The following is an 18,678-nucleotide window of genomic DNA, read 5'->3' on the forward strand; positions in this document are numbered from 1 at the left end:
CCACGAAATCCGGGCCGATTCAGTTCCAGGGTCAGGCCGGGCATGGGAGTCTCCGTTCGTATGAGTGATGCGGGCAGTCTACGGGCCGGAAGAATATCTATCCAGATGATTGGGTGAATAGTTAAAATCCACCCCATGGATATTCGTCATGTGGACCTGAACCTGCTGCGCGTGTTCGACGCCATGCTGGAGCATCGCAGCGTGTCGCGCGCGGCCGAGGCCATCGGCCTGAGCCAGCCGGCCATGAGCGCCGCCGTGGCCCGCCTGCGCACGCTGTTCAACGATGCACTGTTCGTGCGGACCGGGGCGCAGATGCAGCCCACGCCGCGCGCGCTGGCGCTGGCTCCGGCGGTGCGCCGCGTCATGGAGACGGTCAAGAGCGAGATCCTGCAGGCCCACACCTTCGACCCGGCCACCAGCGAGCGCACCTTCACGCTGATCACGCCCGACATCGGCGAGATCAACTTCGTGCCCAAACTGCTGGCGCGTTTCGTCCAGGCCGGCCCGGGGCTGAACCTGCGCACCCTGGCCATGCCGCGCCACGCCGCGGCCGAGGCGCTGGAGTCGGGCGAGGCCGAACTGGCCATCGGCTATTTTCCCGACCTGCACAAGGCGGGCATGTTTCAGCAGCTGCTGTTCCGCAATCCCTACGTCTGCATCGTGCGCCGCGGCCATCCCGACGTGGGCGATGCGCTCACGCTCAAGCAATACCTGGCCTTGCCGCATGCGGCGGTCAGGCCGGGGCGGGAACACCTGTTCGAGGAATATCTCCAGCGCAAGGGACTGCGGCGCAGGATCCTGCTCGAGACCTCGCATTTCACGAGCCTGCTGCCCATCATCGAAAGCTCGGACCTGATCGCTACCGTGCCGCACGACATGGCCACCGTCTGCGTGCAGCATGCCGACATCCGCATGGTGGACGTGCCGCTGAAGGTCCCCACCATCGAAGTCCACCAGTTCTGGCCGCGCCGCTTCCACAAGGACGCCGGCAACATGTGGCTGCGAGCGCAGGTGCACGAATTATTCAGGGGGTAGGGCCCCCCCCTACGCGCTGACGCGCGCCCCCCAGGGGGCGAAACCGGCGGACTGGCAAAGCCAGATCCGCGGTTTCCTGGGTCTAGTTCCTTTATCTTGGGTTGGAGCACCTGTGCTTCGCTGGCTGCCAGCGGTAGCAACGGTGTGACATACCAAGATAAAGGAACTAGACCCAGGATGCGGTGGATCCGGCTCCGCCGGTCCACCCGCATCGCCCCCTGGGGGGCGCCCGAAGGGCGTAGGGGGGGGCACCCCTCTACCCTATTGCAGTTCGCAGGTCGTCGGGCAGGGCGATCGATTTGTGCGTGTCCAGCGAGGTGGTGACCAGGGTTTGGACCGCCGACATCCGTACGACGTCGTCCGTGCCCACGCAGCGCCAGGCCAGCGTGAGCGAGCGGTTGCCTACGCGCGTGACCTCCAGTTCCAGCCACACCTGTTCGCCGAAGCGGCTGATTGCGCGGAAGTCCGATTCGATGTGCACGGTCGGCATGCCCACCCGCCGCTCGCCCACCAGGCCGTGGTAGCCGCCGGGCAGGATCGCGTCTATCCAGCTCTCGACCAGGTCGTTGAACAGGATGAAGTACTGCGGATAGAAGATGATGCCGGCCGGGTCGCAGCGCGAGAAGTGGATCTTGTAGGGGAGCCGGAAGGTGTGCGCGGTTTGCATGGAGAGACGGGCTGGGTTCGTCAGGAAAGGGCGGGCCCGATGGGCTTGTGGAAGCACACGCGATGCTGGCCTGGGCCGGCATGGTCGAGATGGACGGGGACGCCGTCGACGACACCGGTTCCGGGCGCCAGCTCGAAGCCCATGCTCCGGTGGAAGGCGATCGAGCCCCTATTGGCGGGCGAGGTGATGCTGCGCACTTCGCGACAGCCGCGGGCCCGCACGGTATCGAAGAATCGCTCGTACAGCACCCGCCCCAGGCCCGCGGCGCGCAGCGTGGGGTCGACGCCGACGAAATGGATGTAGGCCACGCCCGCTTCCGATTGCGAGACGAAGCCGATCAGAAAGGCGCGCACTTCCCCGGGCTGGCCGGCGACGAAGCTGGTGTCGCGGAAGTGCTCGAAGAACAGGCGCTGCAACAGGCCGCGCATGGGACGGCCGCCCCACCAGTCGTCGACCACCGAGGCGATGGGTTCGTAGTCGTCGATGGAGAGGGGGCGCAGGGATGGGAGTGTCATGGATGGCTGCAAAGGGATATGCCGATTGTCAGGAGCGCCTCGTGAACACGATACACGAGTTCAAGCCCGGCCCATGCCTAGGCCGTGGTTGCGTGCGCATGCCGTTTGATCCAGGACATCCGCATCACATCAAAATTATGTCGTACTGCTCCTGGCTATAAATACCCTCGACCTGCAGCGAGATCGGCTTGCCGATGAAATCGCCCAGCGCCGCCAGGTTCTGGCTTTCCTCTTCCAGGAACAGGTCCACCACTGCCTGGGCGGCCAGGATGCGGAATTCCTTGGGGTTGAACTGCCGCGCCTCGCGCAGGATCTCGCGCAGGATCTCGTAGCACAGCGTGCGCGCGGTCTTGACCTGGCCCCGGCCCTGGCAGGTGGGGCAGGATTCGCACAGCACGTGGCTGAGCGATTCGCGCGTGCGCTTGCGCGTCATCTCGACCAGTCCCAGCTGGGTGAAGCCGTTGAGCGTGATGCGCGTGCGGTCGCGCGCCAGCGCCTTGCGCAGTTCGCCCAGCACCGCCTCGCGGTGTTCCAGGTTCTCCATGTCGATGAAGTCGAGGATGACGATGCCGCCCAGGTTGCGCAGCCGCAACTGGCGCGCGATGGCCTGCGCCGCCTCGAGATTGGTCTTGAAGATGGTGTCGTCGAAGTTGCGTCCGCCGACGAAACCGCCCGTGTTGACGTCGATGGTGGTCAGCGCCTCGGTCTGGTCGATGATGAGGTAGCCGCCCGATTTCAGCTCGACCCGGCGCGACAGGCCCCGGTTGATTTCCTCGTCGACGTTGTAGAGGTCGAACAGCGGGCGTTCGCCGGTGTAGTGCATGACCTTGTCGATGACCGAGGGCGTGAACTCCCGCGCCCAGGCCAGCAGCCGGGTGAAGCTGCTGCGCGAATCGATCTGGATGGAGGCCGTCTCGGTGCTGACCACGTCGCGCAGCACCCGCTGCGCGAGGTTGAGGTCTTCGTGCAGCAGCCACGGCGCCCCCTTGGTGCGGGCCTGCTGCTGCATGATGGCCCACAGCTTGCCCAGGTAGGCGATGTCGGCCGCGAGTTCCTCGTCGGAAGCATCCTCGGCCTGGGTGCGCACGATGTAGCCGCCTTTCTCCTCGGCCGGCACCAGGCGCTGGACCCGGTCGCGCAACTGGTTGCGCTCGGCCTCGGATTCGATGCGCTGCGAGATGCCGATGTGGGGATCGTAGGGCAGGTAGACCAGCATGCGGCCGGCCACGCTGATCTGGGTGGACAGGCGGGCGCCCTTGGTGCCGATGGGGTCCTTGATGACCTGCACCATCAGGGTCTGGCCCTCGAACAGCAGTTTCTCGATGGGCGTGGCGGGGTGGCCGCCGTGGGCGCGCTCCTGGCGGCTTTCGCGGATGTCGGCGATGTGCAGGAAGGCGGCGCGGCCCAGGCCGATGTCGATGAAGGCGCTTTGCATGCCCGGCAGCACGCGCGCGACGCGGCCGAGGTAGATGTTGCCGACGTAGCCCTTTTGCGAGGTGCGCTCGATGTGGAGTTCCTGGACGGCTCCCTGCTGGATGACGGCGACCCGGGTTTCGTAGGGGGATACGTTGATGAGAATGTCTTCGGTCATGGAATGTGCCGGTGGCGTGCGCGACTATCCGCAGCTTACCGCGAGTCGGGTGCCGGCGGGGCCGGGATCAGGGCAGGACGATGCCGGCCAGCCCCAGCAGGCGCGCCGTCTCGTACAGCGGCAGGCCCATCACGCCGGTGAAGCTGCCGGCGATGTGCTGCACGAATACGCCGCCCAGGCCTTGTATGCCGTAGGCGCCGGCCTTGTCGTAGGGTTCGCCGGTGTCGCAATAGCGCGCGATGTCGCGCGGCGTCAGTTCGCGAAAGCGCACGCGGGTGATCGAGACGTCTTCGTGCAGCGCGCCGCGATGGACCAGCGCGAGGGCCGTGTGCACCTCGTGCTCGGACCCCGACAGCCGGGCCAGGATGCGCTGGGCATCGTCCCGGTCGACCGGCTTGCCCAGCACCTCGCCGTCCAGGATGACGGTCGTGTCCGCCGCCAGGATGGGGCGCTCGGCCAGCTTGCGCTGCTTCAGCAGTTCGGCGCCGGTCAGCGCTTTTTCGCGGGCCGTGCGGCGCACGTAGTCGGCGGCGGGTTCGCCCGGTAGCTGCGGCTCGTCGGGACCGTCCGAGGGCGGCGGCAGCAGCAATTCGTGCTCGACGCCCAGTTGCGCCAGGAGTTCCCGGCGGCGCGGGCTGCGCGAGGCGAGGTAGATGGAGGGCATGTCAGCGCCCCATGGCGCGATGCGCCTTTCGTGACGGATGAAGCGGGTGCTGGTTGATCCAGGACGCCGCGGATCCGGCTTTGCCGGTCCGCCAGCGTCGCCCCCTTGAGGGGGCCCGCGTAAGCGCGTAGGGGGTGGGTTTCATCCTAGCCGCCTCGATGATAGGGGTGGTTGGCCAGGATGGACCAGGCCCGGTACAGTTGCTCGGCCAGCAGCACGCGCACCATGCCGTGCGGCAGCGTCAGGCTGGACAGCCGCAGCATGCCGTGGCAGCGGCGCTTCAGGTCGGGGTCGAGCCCGTCGGGCCCGCCTATCAGCAGGGCGACGTCCTGGCCGTCGTCGCGCCATTGCTGCATCTGTTTGGACAGGTCCATCGTGGTCAGGTCGCGGCCCCGCTCGTCCAGGGCCAGCCAGCGTCCGCCGGCGGGCAGGGCGGCTTCGATGCGCCGGGCTTCCAGCGCCTGCATCTGCGCGGCGGTCTTGCCCGTGGTGCGCGGCTCCGGCCGCACCTCGCGCAGTTCGATCGGCAGGTCGGGCGGCATGCGCTTGGCATAGTCCGCATAGGCCTCGTCCACCCAGCCCGGCATGCGATGCCCCACGGCGATGATGATGAGCTTCATGCCCCAAGCCTCGTTAGTCAGATGTCCAGACCCAGGATGCGGTGGATCCGGCTTTGCCGGTCCACTCGCATCGCCCCCTGGGGGGCGCGCGTCAGCGCGTAGGGGGGGGACTCAGCTTCACCCGGACGGGCTTGCCGCCCCAGACCTCTTCCAGGTTGTAGTACTGGCGGATGGCCGGCTGCATGATATGGACGACGATGTCGCCCAGGTCCACCAGCACCCACTCGCCGGTTTCCTCGCCTTCGGTGGCGATGACCTCGCCGCCCAGGGCCTTGATCTTCTCGCTCACGCTGGAAGCCAGGGCCCGGGTCTGCCGGTTCGAGGTGCCGCTCGCGATGACGACGCGGTCGAACAGGCTGGTCAGGTGGGTGGTGTTCAGCACCGTGATGTTCTGCGCCTTGACGTCCTCGAGGGCATCGACGACGGCGCGTTGTAGTTTGCGTATGTCCATATTCAGGCCTGATACAGGCGATGCTGGGTGATGTACCGAAGTACGGCGGGGGGAACGAGGCCGTCGACCGATTCGCCGCGGGCCAGCCGTTGCCGGATGCCGGAGCTGGATATCGCCATCTCGGGCATGGGCAGCCGGTGCAGGGTGCGCCCGTGCCGCGCCAGTTCCGCGTGCAGCGCAGCGGGCGGCTCGGGCTCGTTGCCAGGGCGGCCGGCCACCGCGAGATCGGCCAGCGCGACGATGCCCTGCCATTCATTCCAGGTACAGAAATTCGCCAATTGGTCCGCGCCCAGGATCCAGACGTAGCGAGCGTCTCCAGCAACCGGCGTGCCCGTGCCGCCCGCCAGGGCGCGCAGGGTATCGATGGTGTAGCTGGGACCGCCGCGATCGATCTCGATCCGGTTCAGGGCCAGACCGGGCTGGCCGGCGATGGCCAGCGCGACCATCTGCGCGCGCTGTTCGGCCGTGGCGGCCAGGGGCTGGCGCTGCCACGGCGCGGCCGCGGGTATGAGCTGGACCGAGGCTGCGCCCAGGTGGGCGAGCGCCGTGCGGGCCAGCGTCAGGTGCGCTTCGTGGATGGGGTCGAAGCTGCCCCCCAGAAGACCGATGCGAGGTGTCGTGGAGGCGCTCAAACCCAGTCCCGGGGGGGCAGCAGTTCGTAGAGGCGGGCCTCGGGCGAACCGGGTTCGGGGTGCCAGTCGTAGCGCCATTGCGCCAGCGGCGGCATGGACATCAGGATGGACTCCGTGCGCCCTCCGGATTGCAGGCCGAACAGCGTGCCGCGATCGAAGACCAGGTTGAACTCGACGTAGCGCCCACGGCGGTAGGCCTGGAAGTCGCGTTCGCGTTCGCCGTAGGGCAGCGCCACGCGCTGGCGCACGATGGGCAGATAGGCGTCCAGGAAGGCATCGCCCACCGAGCGGGTCGCGGCGTAAGCGTGGTCGAAGCCGCCTTCGTTGAAGTCGTCGAAGAATATGCCGCCCAGGCCCCGCGCTTCCTTGCGGTGCTTGAGGTAGAAGTACTCGTCGCACCACTTCTTGAAGCGCGGGTAGAGATCGCCGCCGCTGGGATCGAGCGCGGCCTTGCAGGTACGGTGGAAATGGACCGCGTCTTCCTCGAAGGGGTAGTACGGGGTCAGGTCCATGCCGCCGCCGAACCAGAACACGTCATCGTCGTCCGATGCATGGACGGACTTGGCAATGAACACCCGCACGTTCATGTGCACCGTGGGCACGTAGGGATTGCGCGGGTGGATCACCAGCGAGACGCCCATGGCTTCCCAGGGGCGTCCGGCCAGCTCGGGGCGGTGGGCGCTGGCCGAGGGCGGCAGCGTGGCGCCGGTCACGTGGCTGAACAGCACGCCGCCGCGTTCGAACACCCGGCCTCCCTCGATCAGCCGGGAGACGCCGCCCCCGCCTTCGGCCCGCTCCCAGGCGTCCGAACGGAAGGGGCCGCCTTCGATTTCCTCCAGGGCCTGGACGATGCGGGACTGCAGGCCGGTGAAATAGGCGCGGGTCAGCGCGGTGTCTATCTTCATGCCGTGCCGGGCTCCGCGGGGGCGTTGCGGCGCGTGATGGCCCGCCAGCCGATGTCGCGGCGGTACTGCGCGCCATCGAAATGGATGGACTGCAGCACGTCGTAGGCGCGCTGCTGGGCCAGCCGGGCGGAGTCGCCCAGGGCCGTGACGCACAGCACCCGGCCGCCGCTGGTCCGGACCTCGCCGCCGCTTTCGGTGGTGCCGGCATGGAACACCATGCTGTCGGGCGTCTCGGCGGGCAGGCCGCGGATGACGTCGCCGGTGCGCGGGGTGTCGGGATAGTTGTGGGCGGCCATGACCACGCCCAGCGCGGTGCGGCGGTCCCAGTCGATGTTGGCCTGGTCCAGCGTGCCGGCCACCGCGTGCTCGAAGACTTCCAGCAGGTCGCTCTTGACGCGCATCATGATGGGCTGCGTTTCGGGGTCGCCCATGCGGCAATTGAATTCCAGCACCTTGATGCCGTTCGGGCCGATCATCAGCCCGGCGTACAGGAAGCCGGTGAACGGAATGCCGTCCTTGGCCATGCCCTGGATGGTGGGCCAAATGACCTCGCGCATGATGCGGCCGTGCAGCTCGGGCGTGACCACGGGGGCGGGCGAGTAGGCGCCCATGCCGCCGGTGTTCGGGCCTTCGTCGTTGTCCTTGAGGCGCTTGTGGTCCTGGCTGGTGGCCAGCGGCAGCACATGCTTGCCGTCGCACAGCACGATAAAGCTGGCTTCCTCGCCCTCGAGGCATTCCTCGATCACCACCCGCGCGCCCGCCTGGCCCAGCTTGCCGTCGCCCAGCATGGCGTCGACCGCGGCATGGGCTTCCTGGGCGGAGCCGGCGACCACCACGCCCTTGCCGGCGGCCAGGCCGTCGGCCTTGATGACGATGGGCGCGCCTTCCTGGTCGATGTAGGCGTGCGCCTGCGCCGGGTCGGTGAAAGTCTGGTACTTGGCGGTGGGGATGCCGTGCCGAACCATGAAGGCCTTGGCGAAGTCCTTGGAGCTTTCCAGTTGCGCGGCGGCCTTGGTGGGGCCGAAGATCTTCAGCCCGCGCGCGCGGAAGATGTCCACCACGCCGGCCGCGAGCGGGGCCTCGGGGCCCACCACGGTCAGGCCTATGCCTTCCTTTTCGACGAAGTCGGCCAGTTGCGTCGGGTCGGTGAGGGAGATGTTCTGCAGGTGCGAGGTCAGGGCCGTGCCGCCGTTGCCGGGGGCGACGAACACCTTCTGGGTCTTCGCGGCTTTGGCCAGTTGCCAGGCCAGGGCGTGTTCGCGGCCGCCGGAGCCGATGACGAGAAGCTTCATGTGGGTGACTCGTCCATGACCGCGGTGGTGTAGACCTCCTGGACGTCGTCCAGGGATTCCAGCACGTCCAGCAATTTCTGCATTTTCTCGGCGTCCTCGCCGGACAGGGCCGTTTCGTTGAGCGCCTTCATCACGATGCCGTCCATCTCGGCCTTCATGCCGGCGCCGTCGAAGGCCTGCTTGACGGCGACGTAGTCGGTGGGGGCACAGATGACCTCGATCACGCCTTCGTCGTCGGTGATGACGTCTTCGGCGCCGGCATCCAGCGCCAGTTCCATGACCTTGTCCTCGGGCGTCCCGGGGGCGAACAGGAACTGGCCGCAGTGCTTGAACATGAAGGCGACCGAGCCTTCCTGGCCCAGGTTGCCGCCGTGCTTGGCGAAGGCGTGGCGGACCTCGGCCACGGTGCGCGTGCGGTTGTCGGTCATGCAGTCGACGATGACGGCCGCTCCGCCGATGCCATAGCCTTCGTAGCGGACTTCCTCGTAGTTGTCGCCGTCGGCTCCGCCGGCGCCGCGCGCGATGGCCCGCTGGATGGTGTCCTTGGGCATGTTGGCGTCGGTCGCCTTGTCCCACGCCAGGCGCAGGCGGGGGTTGGTGTCGGGGTCGGCGCCGCCGGCGCGGGCGGCCACGGTGACTTCACGTATCAGTTTGGTCCACAGCTTCCCGCGCTTGGCGTCTTGGCGCCCTTTGCGGTGCTGGATATTGGCCCATTTGCTATGTCCGGCCATGGAAATCGCTTGTGTCGTAACGATGAAAGGGGCATTTTAGCTTGACCGGCAGGTGGCGGCTCCCGGAGGAAGGTCCACTTGCTGCCAATACCACAGACCGCGCACCATCCCAGCCCTGCGAAAGCTCCCGAACCGGGGCGCGGAGCCAGGCCCGGCGCGGCTTTTGACAAGAGCGGGGCCTTGCGCACAGAATCCCCGCAACCCCGCCGCCCAGTTTGACCAACGGAACCATCATGGCCGCTCCCATTCTCCTTGCCAAGAACGCCAAAACCGAGCTTTTCCTGCTGCCGGGCATGGCCAACCGCCACGGCTGCATCACCGGCGCGACCGGCACCGGCAAGACGGTCACCCTGCAGGTCATGGCCGAAGCCTTCTCGCGCCAGGGCGTGCCGGTGTTCATGGCCGACGTCAAGGGCGACCTGACCGGGATTTCCCAGGCCGGCGCGCCCACGCCCAAGCTGCAGGAGCGGCTCAAGTCGCTGGGGCTGGACGAGCCGGCCTGGGGCGCGAGCCCGGCCACGCTGTGGGACGTCTTCGGCGAGCAGGGGCATCCGGTGCGGGCCACGGTTTCCGACATGGGGCCGCTGCTCCTGGGCCGCATGCTGAACCTGAACGACACCCAGGCCGGCGTGCTGAACATGGTGTTCCGCATCGCCGACGACAACGGCCTGCTGCTGCTGGACCTGAAGGACCTGCGGGCCATGCTGCAATACGTGGGCGACAACGCCGCCCAGTTCAAGACGCGCTACGGCAACGTCTCGGCCGCCTCGGTGGGGGCGATCCAGCGCGGGCTGCTGGCGCTCGAGGCGCAGGGCGGCGACCGCTTCTTCGGCGAGCCCATGCTGAACATTGACGACCTGATGCAGACGGACGCCCAGGGGCGCGGCGTGGTCAACATCCTGGCCGCCGACAAGCTGATGCAGTCGCCCACGCTGTACGCGACCTTCCTGTTGTGGATGCTGTCCACGCTGTTCGAGCACCTGCCCGAGGCCGGCGACACCGACAAGCCGAAGTTCGTGTTCTTCTTCGACGAGGCGCACCTGTTGTTCAACGACGCGCCCAAGGCGCTGCTGGACAAGATCGAGCAGGTGGTCCGGCTGATCCGTTCCAAGGCCGTGGGCGTCTATTTCTGCACCCAGAACCCGTTGGACATACCCGAGACGGTGCTGGGCCAGCTCGGCAACCGCGTGCAGCATGCGCTGCGGGCCTTCACGCCGCGCGACCAGAAGGCCGTGAAATCTGCGGCCGACACCATGCGGCCCAATCCGGGCCTGGACATCGCCGCTGCCATCACCGAGCTGGGCGTGGGCGAGGCGCTGGTCTCGCTGCTGGACGAGAAGGGCCGGCCGGGGCCGACCGAGCGTGCCTACGTCGTCGCCCCGGGCAGCCGGATCGGTCCGGCCACCGACGCCGAGCGGCAGGCGCTGCGCCAGTCGTCCCTGGTGGCTGGCATCTATGAAAAGGCCGTCGACCGGGAATCGGCCTACGAAATCCTGGCCGCCCGGGCCGGCGGCGCGGGCACGGCCGCCGGTGGCGCCACGGCGCCGGCCCAGCCCGGCCAGCCGGCGTCCGAGGGCGGCCTGGCCGATGGCCTGCGCGACATCCTGTTCGGTTCCACCGGCCCCCGGGGCGGCCGCCGCGAAGGCGTGCTGGAGTCGGCCGCCCGCAGCGCCGTGCGCTCGATGGGCACCCAGCTCGCGCGCGACCTGACCCGCGGGCTGCTCGGTTCGCTGCTGGGCAAGCGGCGCTGATACCGGCCGCGCATGGCGCGGCCATGAAGCCCCTGTCGCCAGCAGGGACTATAAGTGGGTCTATTACTGCATTGACAACCATTGCCTATGCAGTAATAATGCCGGCATGGCAGATTCCACCTCGTCCCCCCGCATTTCTCCGGAGCTGGCCGACCTGATTCGGCGCTACGACCCGGAAGAAAGCGTGGGCTACCTGATCAAGCAGGCCCATTTGTCGCTGCAGCGCGCCGTCGATGCCGAAATGACGGCGCTCGACCTGACGGCCATGCAATGGGGTCCGCTGATGTTGCTCGCCATGGGGCGGGGGGAAACGGCGGCCGAACTCGCGCGCAGCGCCTGTTCGGACACCGGCGCCATGACGCGCATGCTCGACCGCCTCGAATCCAAGGGATTGATACGGCGGGTGCGCAGCGCGGAAGACCGCCGGGTCATCAAGCTGGAGCTGACGGAAGAGGGCGTGCGCGCCACCGAGCAGGTTCCGCAGCGCCTGCACGACGCGGTCGATCTGCACACCCGCGACTTTTCCGAACAGGAAGTCCAGCAATTGAAGTCCTTGCTGCGCCGCATGGCGGCCAACGGCGCCCAGCGCGGCTGAGGCCGGGCCATCGGGGCGCGGCCCTTGTTTCGTTTTTATGACTGCCTAAGCAGTAATAGGCAAGGCAACTAAATTCAGCGGATCGTAAGCTTCCATGAAAAAAATCTTGCTAGTGCCCCTGGTCGCCGCCCTGGCCGCGTGCGCCGGCATGGACCGGGACGGCGCCTCGCACGCCCGCCTGGTCGATGCGCCCACGCTGGGCATGGCGCAGGCCGACGTCAGGTGGCCGGTGCAGCAGTGGTGGCATCGCTACGGCGATGCGCAACTGGACGGCCTGGTCGATGAGGCCATCGCGGGCAGCCCGTCCATCGTCATCGCCCAGGCCCGCCTGGCGCGCGCCGAGGCAGCCGTGGGCAACGCCCGCGCGAACGGCCTGCCCCAGGTCGACGGTACCTTCACCGCCACCCGCCAGCGCTATACCGAGCATGGCGCCATCCCGGCGCCGCTGGCCGGCGGCGTGCGCACCGATTCGCGGCTGGCGCTGAACGTGAGTTATGAACTGGACTTCTGGAACAAGAACGGCTCGCTGCTGAAGGCCGCGGTGTCCGAAAGCCGGGCGGCGCAGGCGGAGAACCAGGCGGCGGTGGGCATCCTGGCCAGCGCGGTGGGATCGGCCTACTTCAACCTGCAGCGTCTGTTCGCTCAGCGCGATGTGCTCCTGGCCGCCATCGGGCAGCGCGAGGGCGTGGCCGACCTGACCCGCCAGCGCTATGCCTCGGGGCTGGATACGCAGGTGGAGGTCAAGCAGGCCGACTCGGCGCTGGCCGAAGCCCGTACGCAACTGGCGCAGGTCGACGAGAGCATCGCCCTGCAGCGCAACGAACTGGCCGCGCTGGCGGGGGCCGGCCCGGAGCGCGGCGCGGCCATCCGGCCGGTGCCGCTGGTGTCGCCCGGCACCGAGGTGCCGGCCAGCATACCGCTGTCGCTGCTGGGCCGGCGCGCCGACATCGTGGCTGCCCGGTGGCGGGTCGAGTCCGCCCAGCGCAACGTCGACGCGGCCAAGGCCATGTTCTATCCCGACGTCAACCTGGCCGGCTTCGTCGGCACGTCGGCACTGGGGCTGTCCAATCTGTTCAAGTCCGGCAGCCAGATCATCGGCGTCGGCCCGGCCATCACCCTGCCGATCTTCGAGGGCGGGCGGCTCAATGCCAACCTGAAGGGCCGGGCGGCGGACACCGATCTGGCCATCGCGTCCTACAACCAGACCGTGCTGCATGCCGTCAACGAAGTGGCCGACACGCTGGCGTCGATCCGCGCGCTGGACCGCGAGAGCGGCGAGCAGCGCAAGGCCCGCGAGGCCATCGAGCAGGCCTACGAGCTGGCGGTCAAGCGCTATCGCGCCGGCCTGGGCAACTACCTGAGCGTGCTGACCGCGCAGAGCGCGGTGCTGACGCAGACCCGGCTGGATACCGATCTGAAGGCCCGCGCCCTGACGCTGGACGTCGCGCTGGCCAAGGCGCTGGGCGGCGGCGCGGAACTGCCCGCCGGCCCGGCCGAGCCGGTCGCCGCCGCGCGCTAGCCGAACGAGTCGAACACCTGTTCATGCCGCGCGCAGCGCGGCGCAAGGGAAAAAGAGATGGAAACCGCACAACAAGCTTCCAAGAACCCCCGCAAGAAACTGCTGCTGGGCGCCGCAGGCGTGTTCGCCGTGGCCGCCGTCGCCTACGGCGCCTGGTGGGCGCTGGTGGCCCGCCATTACGAAGGCACCGACGACGCCTACGTGCAGGGCAACCTGGTGCAGATCACGCCCCAGATCGCCAGCACGGTCGTCGCCATCCAGGCCGATGACACCGACTACGTGAAGTCCGGCGATCCGCTGATCCTGCTGGACAAGGCCGACGCACAGGTGGCGCTGGACCAGGCCCAGGCCGCGCTGGCCCAGACCGTGCGCCAGGTGCGCACGCTGTACGCCAACAACGGCGCGCTGACCGCCAACATCGCGGTGCGCCAGGCCGACATCGAGCGCGCGAAAGCCGATCTTGCCAAGGCCCAGAACGATGCCAAGCGCCGGCAGGAGCTCGCCTCGTCCGGCGCGGTCAGCGGCGAAGAACTGCTGCACGCCGAAACCGCGGTCAGCAACGCCAAGTCGGCGCTGGCCTCGGCGCAGGCGGCCCTGGTGGCCGCGCGCGAGCAGCTCGCCACCAATACCGCGCTTACCGACGGCACCAGCGTCGAGCAGCATCCCAACGTCCTGGGCGCCGCGGCCAAGGTCCGCGAGGCCTACATCAACCTGTCGCGCACCACGCTGCCCGCGCCCGTGACCGGCTACGTGGCCAAGCGCAGCGCGCAGGTGGGGCAGCGCGTGGCCCCCGGCGCCTCGCTGATGACTATCGTGCCGCTGGACCAGGTGTGGGTGGATGCCAACTTCAAGGAAGTGCAACTGGGCCGCATGCGCATCGGCCAGCCCGTCACGCTGGAAGCGGACGTCTACGGCTCGAAGGTCGAATACCACGGCAAGGTCGCCGGCCTGGGCGCCGGCACCGGCAGTGCGTTCGCCCTGCTGCCTGCCCAGAACGCCACCGGCAACTGGATCAAGGTGGTGCAGCGCGTGCCGGTGCGCATTGCCCTGGATCCCAAGGAAATCGAGGCGCATCCGCTGCGCGTGGGCTTGTCCATGAACGTCTCGGTGGACGTGTCGTCCACCGACGGCCCCGCGCTGGCCGAGGCGACGCGCACCGAGCCCGCCTACTCGACCACGGTCATGGACCACGCCCGCGAGGATGCCGATGCCCTGGTGGCCGCCACCATCGCCCAGAACCTGGGCGGCCGCGCGGCCGAAGCCAAGCCCGCGATGGCCAAGACCTCGCCGCTGCACATCTCGACGCCCGTCCGTGCCGAGCTGGGCGGCGCGACGACGGTCGCTCGCCACGGCGCGGGCGTGATGTAAAGCCGCGCCGGCCACGGATGCTTCCATGACGACCAACGCTTCTTCCCCGGCGGCGGCCGACGAGCCCGCCGCGAACCCCGCGCCCGGCAGTCCGGCGGCGGCCCATCCGCCGCTGCAGGGCGGCCAGCGCCTGCTGGGCACGGTCGCCCTGTCGGCGGCGGTGTTCATGAACGTGCTCGACACGTCCATCGCCAACGTGTCGCTGCCGGCCATCTCGGGCGACCTGGGGGTCAGCACCAGCCAGGGTACCTGGGTGATTACCTCGTTCGCGGTGGCCAATGCCATCTCGCTGCCGCTGACGGGATGGCTGACCATGCGCTTCGGGCAGGTGCGGCTGTTCATCGCCTCGGTGCTGCTGTTCATCGTCGCGTCGTGGCTGTGCGGTCTCGCCCCCAACCTGGAATCGCTGATCGCGTTCCGCGTGCTGCAGGGCCTGGTGGCCGGCCCGATGATTCCGCTGTCGCAGACCCTGATGCTGGGCAGCTACCCCCGCGAGAAATCCGGCATGGCGCTGGCGCTGTGGGCCATGACTACCCTGGTGGCTCCCGTGGCCGGCCCCTTGCTGGGCGGCTGGATCTCCGACAACTACTCGTGGCCGTGGATCTTCTACATCAACATCCCCGTCGGCCTGGTGGCGGCATGGGTGAGCTGGAGCATCTACCACAAGCGCGAATCGCCCATCCGCAAGCTGCCCATCGACACCATGGGGCTGGTGCTGCTGGTAGTCTGGATCGCGGCGCTGCAGATCATGCTGGACAAGGGCAAGGAGCTCGACTGGTTCGCCAGCGGCACCATCGTGACGCTGGCCGTCATCGCCGTGGTCGGCTTCGTGTTCTTCATCATCTGGGAACTGACCGACCGGCATCCCGTCGTCGACCTGCGGCTGTTCGCGGGGCGCAATTTCACCGTCGGCGCGCTGACGCTGTCGATCGCCTACGCGGTGTTCTTCGGCAACGTGGTGCTCTTGCCGCTGTGGCTGCAGACGCAGATGGGCTACACCGCTACCGACGCCGGCATGGTGACCGCGCCCATCGGGTTGCTCGCCATCGTGTTCACGCCCATCGTCGGCCGCATGCTGGCGCGCACGGATCCCCGCATCCTGGTGACCGTCGCCTTCGGCGTGTTCGCCGCGGTCAGCTTCATGCGTTCGAACTTCACGCCGCAGGCCGACATCGTGACCCTGCTCGAGCCCACGGTGATCCAGGGTGCGGGGATGGCGGCGTTTTTCGTGCCCCTGGTGTCGCTGACCCTGGCCGGATTGCCGCCTGACAAGATCGCCAGCGCCTCGGGCCTGTCGAACTTCCTGCGGATCACCGCGGGGGCGTTCGGCACTTCCATCTCGACGACGATGTGGGAGGACCGGGCGGCCATGCATCATGCCCACCTGACCGAGCACATCGCCGCCGGCAGTGGCGCCACGTCGCAGGCGCTCTCGAGCATGCAGGGCGCGGGCATGTCGCCGGACCAGGCGCTGGCGTCGGTCAACAACCTGATCAACGGGCAGGCGCTGACGATGTCCGTGGTCGACATCTTCTACGGTTCGGCCATCATCTTCCTGGTGCTGACCGCTATGGTCTGGCTGGCCAAGCCGGGCAAGCGCGGCGCGGGCGCCCCGGTCGATGCGGGCGGCGCGCACTGAAGGGCGGGGCGGCGGCCGTGAAATTTACGGCGGCCTCGCGAACGACTATATTCCATCGGATTTCCCCGGCAGCAGCAATCCGATGACCCGGTCTTACCTTTCCCGGCCCCTGGCCATGCTCGGGCTTGCCGGCCTGCTGGTGCTCCAGGGGTGTGCCCCGATGGCGCCAGGCAAGGCCGGCCTGGACATCGACACGTCCGTCAGCGCACGCAGCCAGGGCAGCCGCGTGCGGTTCATCGTGCTCCACTACACTGTGTCCGAGTCGCCGCGGGCGCTGGGCATACTCAGCCAGGGCGAGGTCAGCAGCCATTACCTGATCACCGACGACGAGCCGCCGCGCATCTACCGGCTGGTGGACGAGAGCCGCGCCGCCTGGCATGCCGGCCAGAGCGAGTGGGGCGGCTATACCTGGCTCAATCGCAGTTCGATAGGCATAGAGATCGTCAATCGCGGCCCGGTCGGGACCGCCGCCGACGGCACGCCGGCCTGGCAGCCGTACCGGCCGTCGCAGATCCGGGCCGTGAAGGCGCTGGTGCGAGACATTGCCGAGCGCCACGGCGTCGCGCCCGAGAACATCGTCGGCCACAGCGACATCGCGCCGCTGCGCAAGCAGGACCCCGGGCCGCTGTTTCCGTGGCGCGAACTGGCGCGCGAGGGCGTGGGGCGATGGTATGACGAATCGGTGGCCCAGGCGCTGGGGGCGCGCTTCGCTGCCCAGGGGCTGCCCGACATGGCTTCGGTCCGGCAGCAACTGGCCCGGGTGGGCTATGCGGTGCCGCCCCTCGAGGCGCCCGAGCGCGAGATGCGGGCGGTCGTCGCGGCGTTCCAGATGCACTACCGGCCCGCGCGCTACGACGGCGTGCTGGATGCCGAGACCGCCGGCGTGCTGGCGGCGCTGGTGGCAGCGTCGGGGCCGGCGGGCGCGGGCGATGCGTCGGCCTGGTAGGAACCCGGGGGACGCCGGCCTAGTTCTTGGTCCCGAAGAGGCGGTCGCCGGCGTCGCCCAGCCCCGGCACGATGTAGGCGTTCTCGTCCAGGTAGTCGTCCAGCGACGCCAGGTACATGGGAACGTCGGGGTGGTGGTCGCAATAGACCTGCATGCCCTCGGGCGAGGCCACCAGCGCGACGAAGATGATGTTCGAGGCCGGCACGCCGCGCTTTTTCAACGCCTCCACGGCGTGGGCGGCCGAATAGCCCGTGCCTATCATCGGATCGCACAGGATGAAGGTGCGGCCTTCCAGCTCCGGCAGGCGCACGAGGTATTCCACCGGCCGGTGCTGGTCGTCGCGATACAGGCCGATATGGCCGACGCGGGCCGAGGGCACCAGGTCCAGCAGTCCGTCCGCCATGCCGCTGCCCGCGCGCAGCACCGGCACCACGGCGAGCTTCTTGCCGGCGATCACCGGCGCGTCCATCGGCGTCATGGGCGTCTCGATGGGGCGCAGCGCCAGCGGCAGGTTGCGGGTGACCTCGTAGCCCATCAGTTGCGAGATTTCGCGCAGCAACTGGCGGAACGTCCGCGTCGACGTGTTCTTGTCGCGCATGTGGGTCAGCTTGTGCTGGATCAGCGGGTGATCGAGGATGAACAGGTTGGGAAAGCGCGGATCGGTCTTCACATGCGTACCTTGAGGATGGGCGGACGGCGCCTCGGCGCGGCCGATATTCTCCGCGATTGTATGCGCGATTAGAATGCGGCATGACCATTGCCCATCAAGGAGATTCCAGATGTCCAAGGCGATACGCATCGAGCAGCATGGCGGCCCCGAAGTGCTCAAGCTGGTTGACGTCGACGTGCCCGCCCCCGGTCCCGGCGAAGTCCGGATCCGGCAGCACGCGGTCGGCCTGAATTTCATCGACATCTATTTCCGCACCGGCCTGTATCCTGCCCGGCTGCCCGCCGTGCTGGGGTTCGAGGCGGCGGGCGTGGTCGACGCTGTGGGGCCCAAGGTCCGGCACCTGAAGGTGGGCGACCGCGTGGCCTATGGGCAGAGCCCGCTGGGCGCCTATGCGGAAGTGCGCAACATGCCCGCCTTCCAGGTGGTCCGCATCCCGGACGGCGTCGGTTTCGACCAGGCCGCGGCCATCATGCTCAAGGGGCTGACGGTGCAGTACCTGTTCCGCCAGACCTACCGCCTGCAGGGCAACGAGACCATCCTGTTCCACGCCGCGGCCGGCGGCGTCGGCCTGATCGCATGCCAGTGGGCGAAGGCTTTGGGCGTAAAATTGATCGGTACGGTGTCCTCGCCGGAAAAGGCGGCGCTGGCCAAGGCCAACGGCGCGTGGCAGGTCATCGACTACAGCCGCGAGAACGTGGCCGAGCGCGTGCTCGAGCTGACCAAGGGCAAGAAAGTGCCGGTGGTCTACGACGGCGTGGGCAAGGACACCTGGGAAACGTCGCTCGACTGCCTGCAGCAGCGGGGCCTGATGGTCAGCTTCGGCAACGCGTCGGGCGCGGTCACCGGGGTCAACCTGGGCATCCTGGCGCAGAAGGGATCGCTGTTCGTGACGCGGCCCACCGTGGCGCATCACGTGGATACCCTGGAAAAAATGCAGGCCGCGGCGGCCGACCTGTTCGAGCTGGTCGTCGCGGGCAAGATCAAGCCGCGCATCGAGCAGCGCTTCAAGCTCGAGGACATCGCCCAGGCCCACGAGTCGCTGGCCGCCCGCAAGACCACCGGCTCCACCGTACTAGAGGTGTAGGGG

At 68.3% G+C, this 18,678-nt stretch carries 19 protein-coding genes; 8 read left to right on the top strand and 11 right to left on the bottom strand.

The features are described 5' to 3' along the window. Nucleotides 1–135 precede the first annotated feature (135 nt). Nucleotides 136–1,035, top strand: a complete 900-nt coding sequence (locus R4823_RS09430) for a LysR family transcriptional regulator (RefSeq protein ID WP_087841009.1) — start codon at nt 136–138, stop codon at nt 1,033–1,035. Nucleotides 1,036–1,291: 256 nt separating this feature from the next. On the opposite strand, the gene R4823_RS09435 is transcribed toward R4823_RS09430, so the two are convergent. The 10 genes from R4823_RS09435 to R4823_RS09480 all read right to left on the bottom strand — a co-directional run bounded on the left by R4823_RS09435 (nt 1,292) and on the right by R4823_RS09480 (nt 9,103). After that, nucleotides 1,292–1,702 (bottom strand): thioesterase family protein, encoded by a 411-nt coding sequence (locus R4823_RS09435; RefSeq protein ID WP_087841010.1) that lies wholly within the window; start codon nt 1,700–1,702, stop codon nt 1,292–1,294. Nucleotides 1,703–1,722: 20 nt separating this feature from the next. Beyond that, a complete protein-coding gene (locus R4823_RS09440) occupies nt 1,723–2,217 on the bottom strand; it encodes a GNAT family N-acetyltransferase (protein ID WP_338618442.1) in 495 nt (164 codons plus the stop codon). Nucleotides 2,218–2,341: 124 nt separating this feature from the next. Further along, nucleotides 2,342–3,808 carry a ribonuclease G gene (gene rng, locus R4823_RS09445; protein WP_087841012.1) on the bottom strand — a complete coding sequence of 489 codons (1,467 nt, stop codon included), beginning with the start codon at nt 3,806–3,808 and terminating at the stop codon, nt 2,342–2,344. Between the two features lie 67 nt (nt 3,809–3,875). Then, a complete protein-coding gene (locus tag R4823_RS09450; protein WP_087841013.1) occupies nt 3,876–4,472 on the bottom strand; it encodes a nucleoside triphosphate pyrophosphatase in 597 nt (198 codons plus the stop codon). A 146-nt stretch (nt 4,473–4,618) separates the two neighbouring features. After that, nucleotides 4,619–5,092, bottom strand: a complete 474-nt coding sequence (gene rlmH / locus R4823_RS09455) for a 23S rRNA (pseudouridine(1915)-N(3))-methyltransferase RlmH (RefSeq protein WP_087841014.1) — start codon at nt 5,090–5,092, stop codon at nt 4,619–4,621. A gap of 91 nt (nt 5,093–5,183) precedes the next feature. Further along, a complete protein-coding gene (gene rsfS, locus R4823_RS09460) occupies nt 5,184–5,543 on the bottom strand; it encodes a ribosome silencing factor (protein ID WP_087841015.1) in 360 nt (119 codons plus the stop codon). Between the two features lie 2 nt (nt 5,544–5,545). Continuing rightward, entirely contained in the window at nt 5,546–6,175 is a 630-nt protein-coding gene (gene nadD, locus R4823_RS09465; RefSeq protein WP_254914665.1) for a nicotinate (nicotinamide) nucleotide adenylyltransferase, read from the bottom strand. Next, complete coding sequence (gene hemF / locus R4823_RS09470) at nt 6,172–7,080, bottom strand: oxygen-dependent coproporphyrinogen oxidase (RefSeq protein WP_279813757.1); 909 nt, start codon at nt 7,078–7,080, stop codon at nt 6,172–6,174. The genes nadD and hemF overlap by 4 nt, the downstream gene beginning before the upstream one ends. Then, nucleotides 7,077–8,372, bottom strand: a complete 1,296-nt coding sequence (gene purD, locus R4823_RS09475; protein ID WP_338618450.1) for a phosphoribosylamine--glycine ligase — start codon at nt 8,370–8,372, stop codon at nt 7,077–7,079. Before purD ends, hemF begins: the two co-directional genes overlap by 4 nt. Further along, entirely contained in the window at nt 8,369–9,103 is a 735-nt protein-coding gene (locus R4823_RS09480; RefSeq protein ID WP_132980387.1) for a YebC/PmpR family DNA-binding transcriptional regulator, read from the bottom strand. The genes purD and R4823_RS09480 overlap by 4 nt, the downstream gene beginning before the upstream one ends. A 233-nt stretch (nt 9,104–9,336) precedes the next feature. On the opposite strand from R4823_RS09480, the gene R4823_RS09485 reads away from it, so the two are divergent. The 6 genes from R4823_RS09485 (at nt 9,337) to R4823_RS09510 (ending at nt 16,921) form a co-directional block, all read left to right on the top strand. After that, nucleotides 9,337–10,854, top strand: coding sequence for a helicase HerA-like domain-containing protein (locus tag R4823_RS09485; RefSeq protein ID WP_338618453.1), 1,518 nt, complete (start codon nt 9,337–9,339; stop codon nt 10,852–10,854). Between the two features lie 106 nt (nt 10,855–10,960). Continuing rightward, nucleotides 10,961–11,449 (top strand): MarR family transcriptional regulator, encoded by a 489-nt coding sequence (locus tag R4823_RS09490; protein WP_087841021.1) that lies wholly within the window; start codon nt 10,961–10,963, stop codon nt 11,447–11,449. A 94-nt stretch (nt 11,450–11,543) separates the two neighbouring features. Beyond that, complete coding sequence (locus R4823_RS09495; protein WP_087841022.1) at nt 11,544–12,968, top strand: efflux transporter outer membrane subunit; 1,425 nt, start codon at nt 11,544–11,546, stop codon at nt 12,966–12,968. Nucleotides 12,969–13,025: 57 nt separating this feature from the next. Continuing rightward, nucleotides 13,026–14,336, top strand: a complete 1,311-nt coding sequence (locus R4823_RS09500; protein WP_087841023.1) for an efflux RND transporter periplasmic adaptor subunit — start codon at nt 13,026–13,028, stop codon at nt 14,334–14,336. 25 nt (nt 14,337–14,361) lie between these two features. Beyond that, nucleotides 14,362–15,975: a DHA2 family efflux MFS transporter permease subunit gene (locus tag R4823_RS09505; RefSeq protein ID WP_087841024.1), complete on the top strand. Its 1,614-nt coding sequence runs from the start codon at nt 14,362–14,364 to the stop codon at nt 15,973–15,975. Nucleotides 15,976–16,057: 82 nt separating this feature from the next. Then, a complete protein-coding gene (locus R4823_RS09510) occupies nt 16,058–16,921 on the top strand; it encodes an N-acetylmuramoyl-L-alanine amidase (protein ID WP_303395847.1) in 864 nt (287 codons plus the stop codon). 19 nt (nt 16,922–16,940) lie between these two features. On the opposite strand, the gene upp is transcribed toward R4823_RS09510, so the two are convergent. Continuing rightward, complete coding sequence (gene upp / locus R4823_RS09515) at nt 16,941–17,591, bottom strand: uracil phosphoribosyltransferase (protein ID WP_087841025.1); 651 nt, start codon at nt 17,589–17,591, stop codon at nt 16,941–16,943. A gap of 109 nt (nt 17,592–17,700) precedes the next feature. Here upp and R4823_RS09520 point away from each other — a divergent pair, with 109 nt between their 5' ends. Further along, a complete protein-coding gene (locus tag R4823_RS09520) occupies nt 17,701–18,675 on the top strand; it encodes a quinone oxidoreductase (RefSeq protein ID WP_279813782.1) in 975 nt (324 codons plus the stop codon). The last annotated feature ends 3 nt before the right edge of the window (nt 18,676–18,678 follow it).

It is taken from the genome of Pigmentiphaga sp. CHJ604 (assembly GCF_036972535.1).
Classification (GTDB): Bacteria; Pseudomonadota; Gammaproteobacteria; order Burkholderiales; family Burkholderiaceae_B; genus Pigmentiphaga; species Pigmentiphaga daeguensis.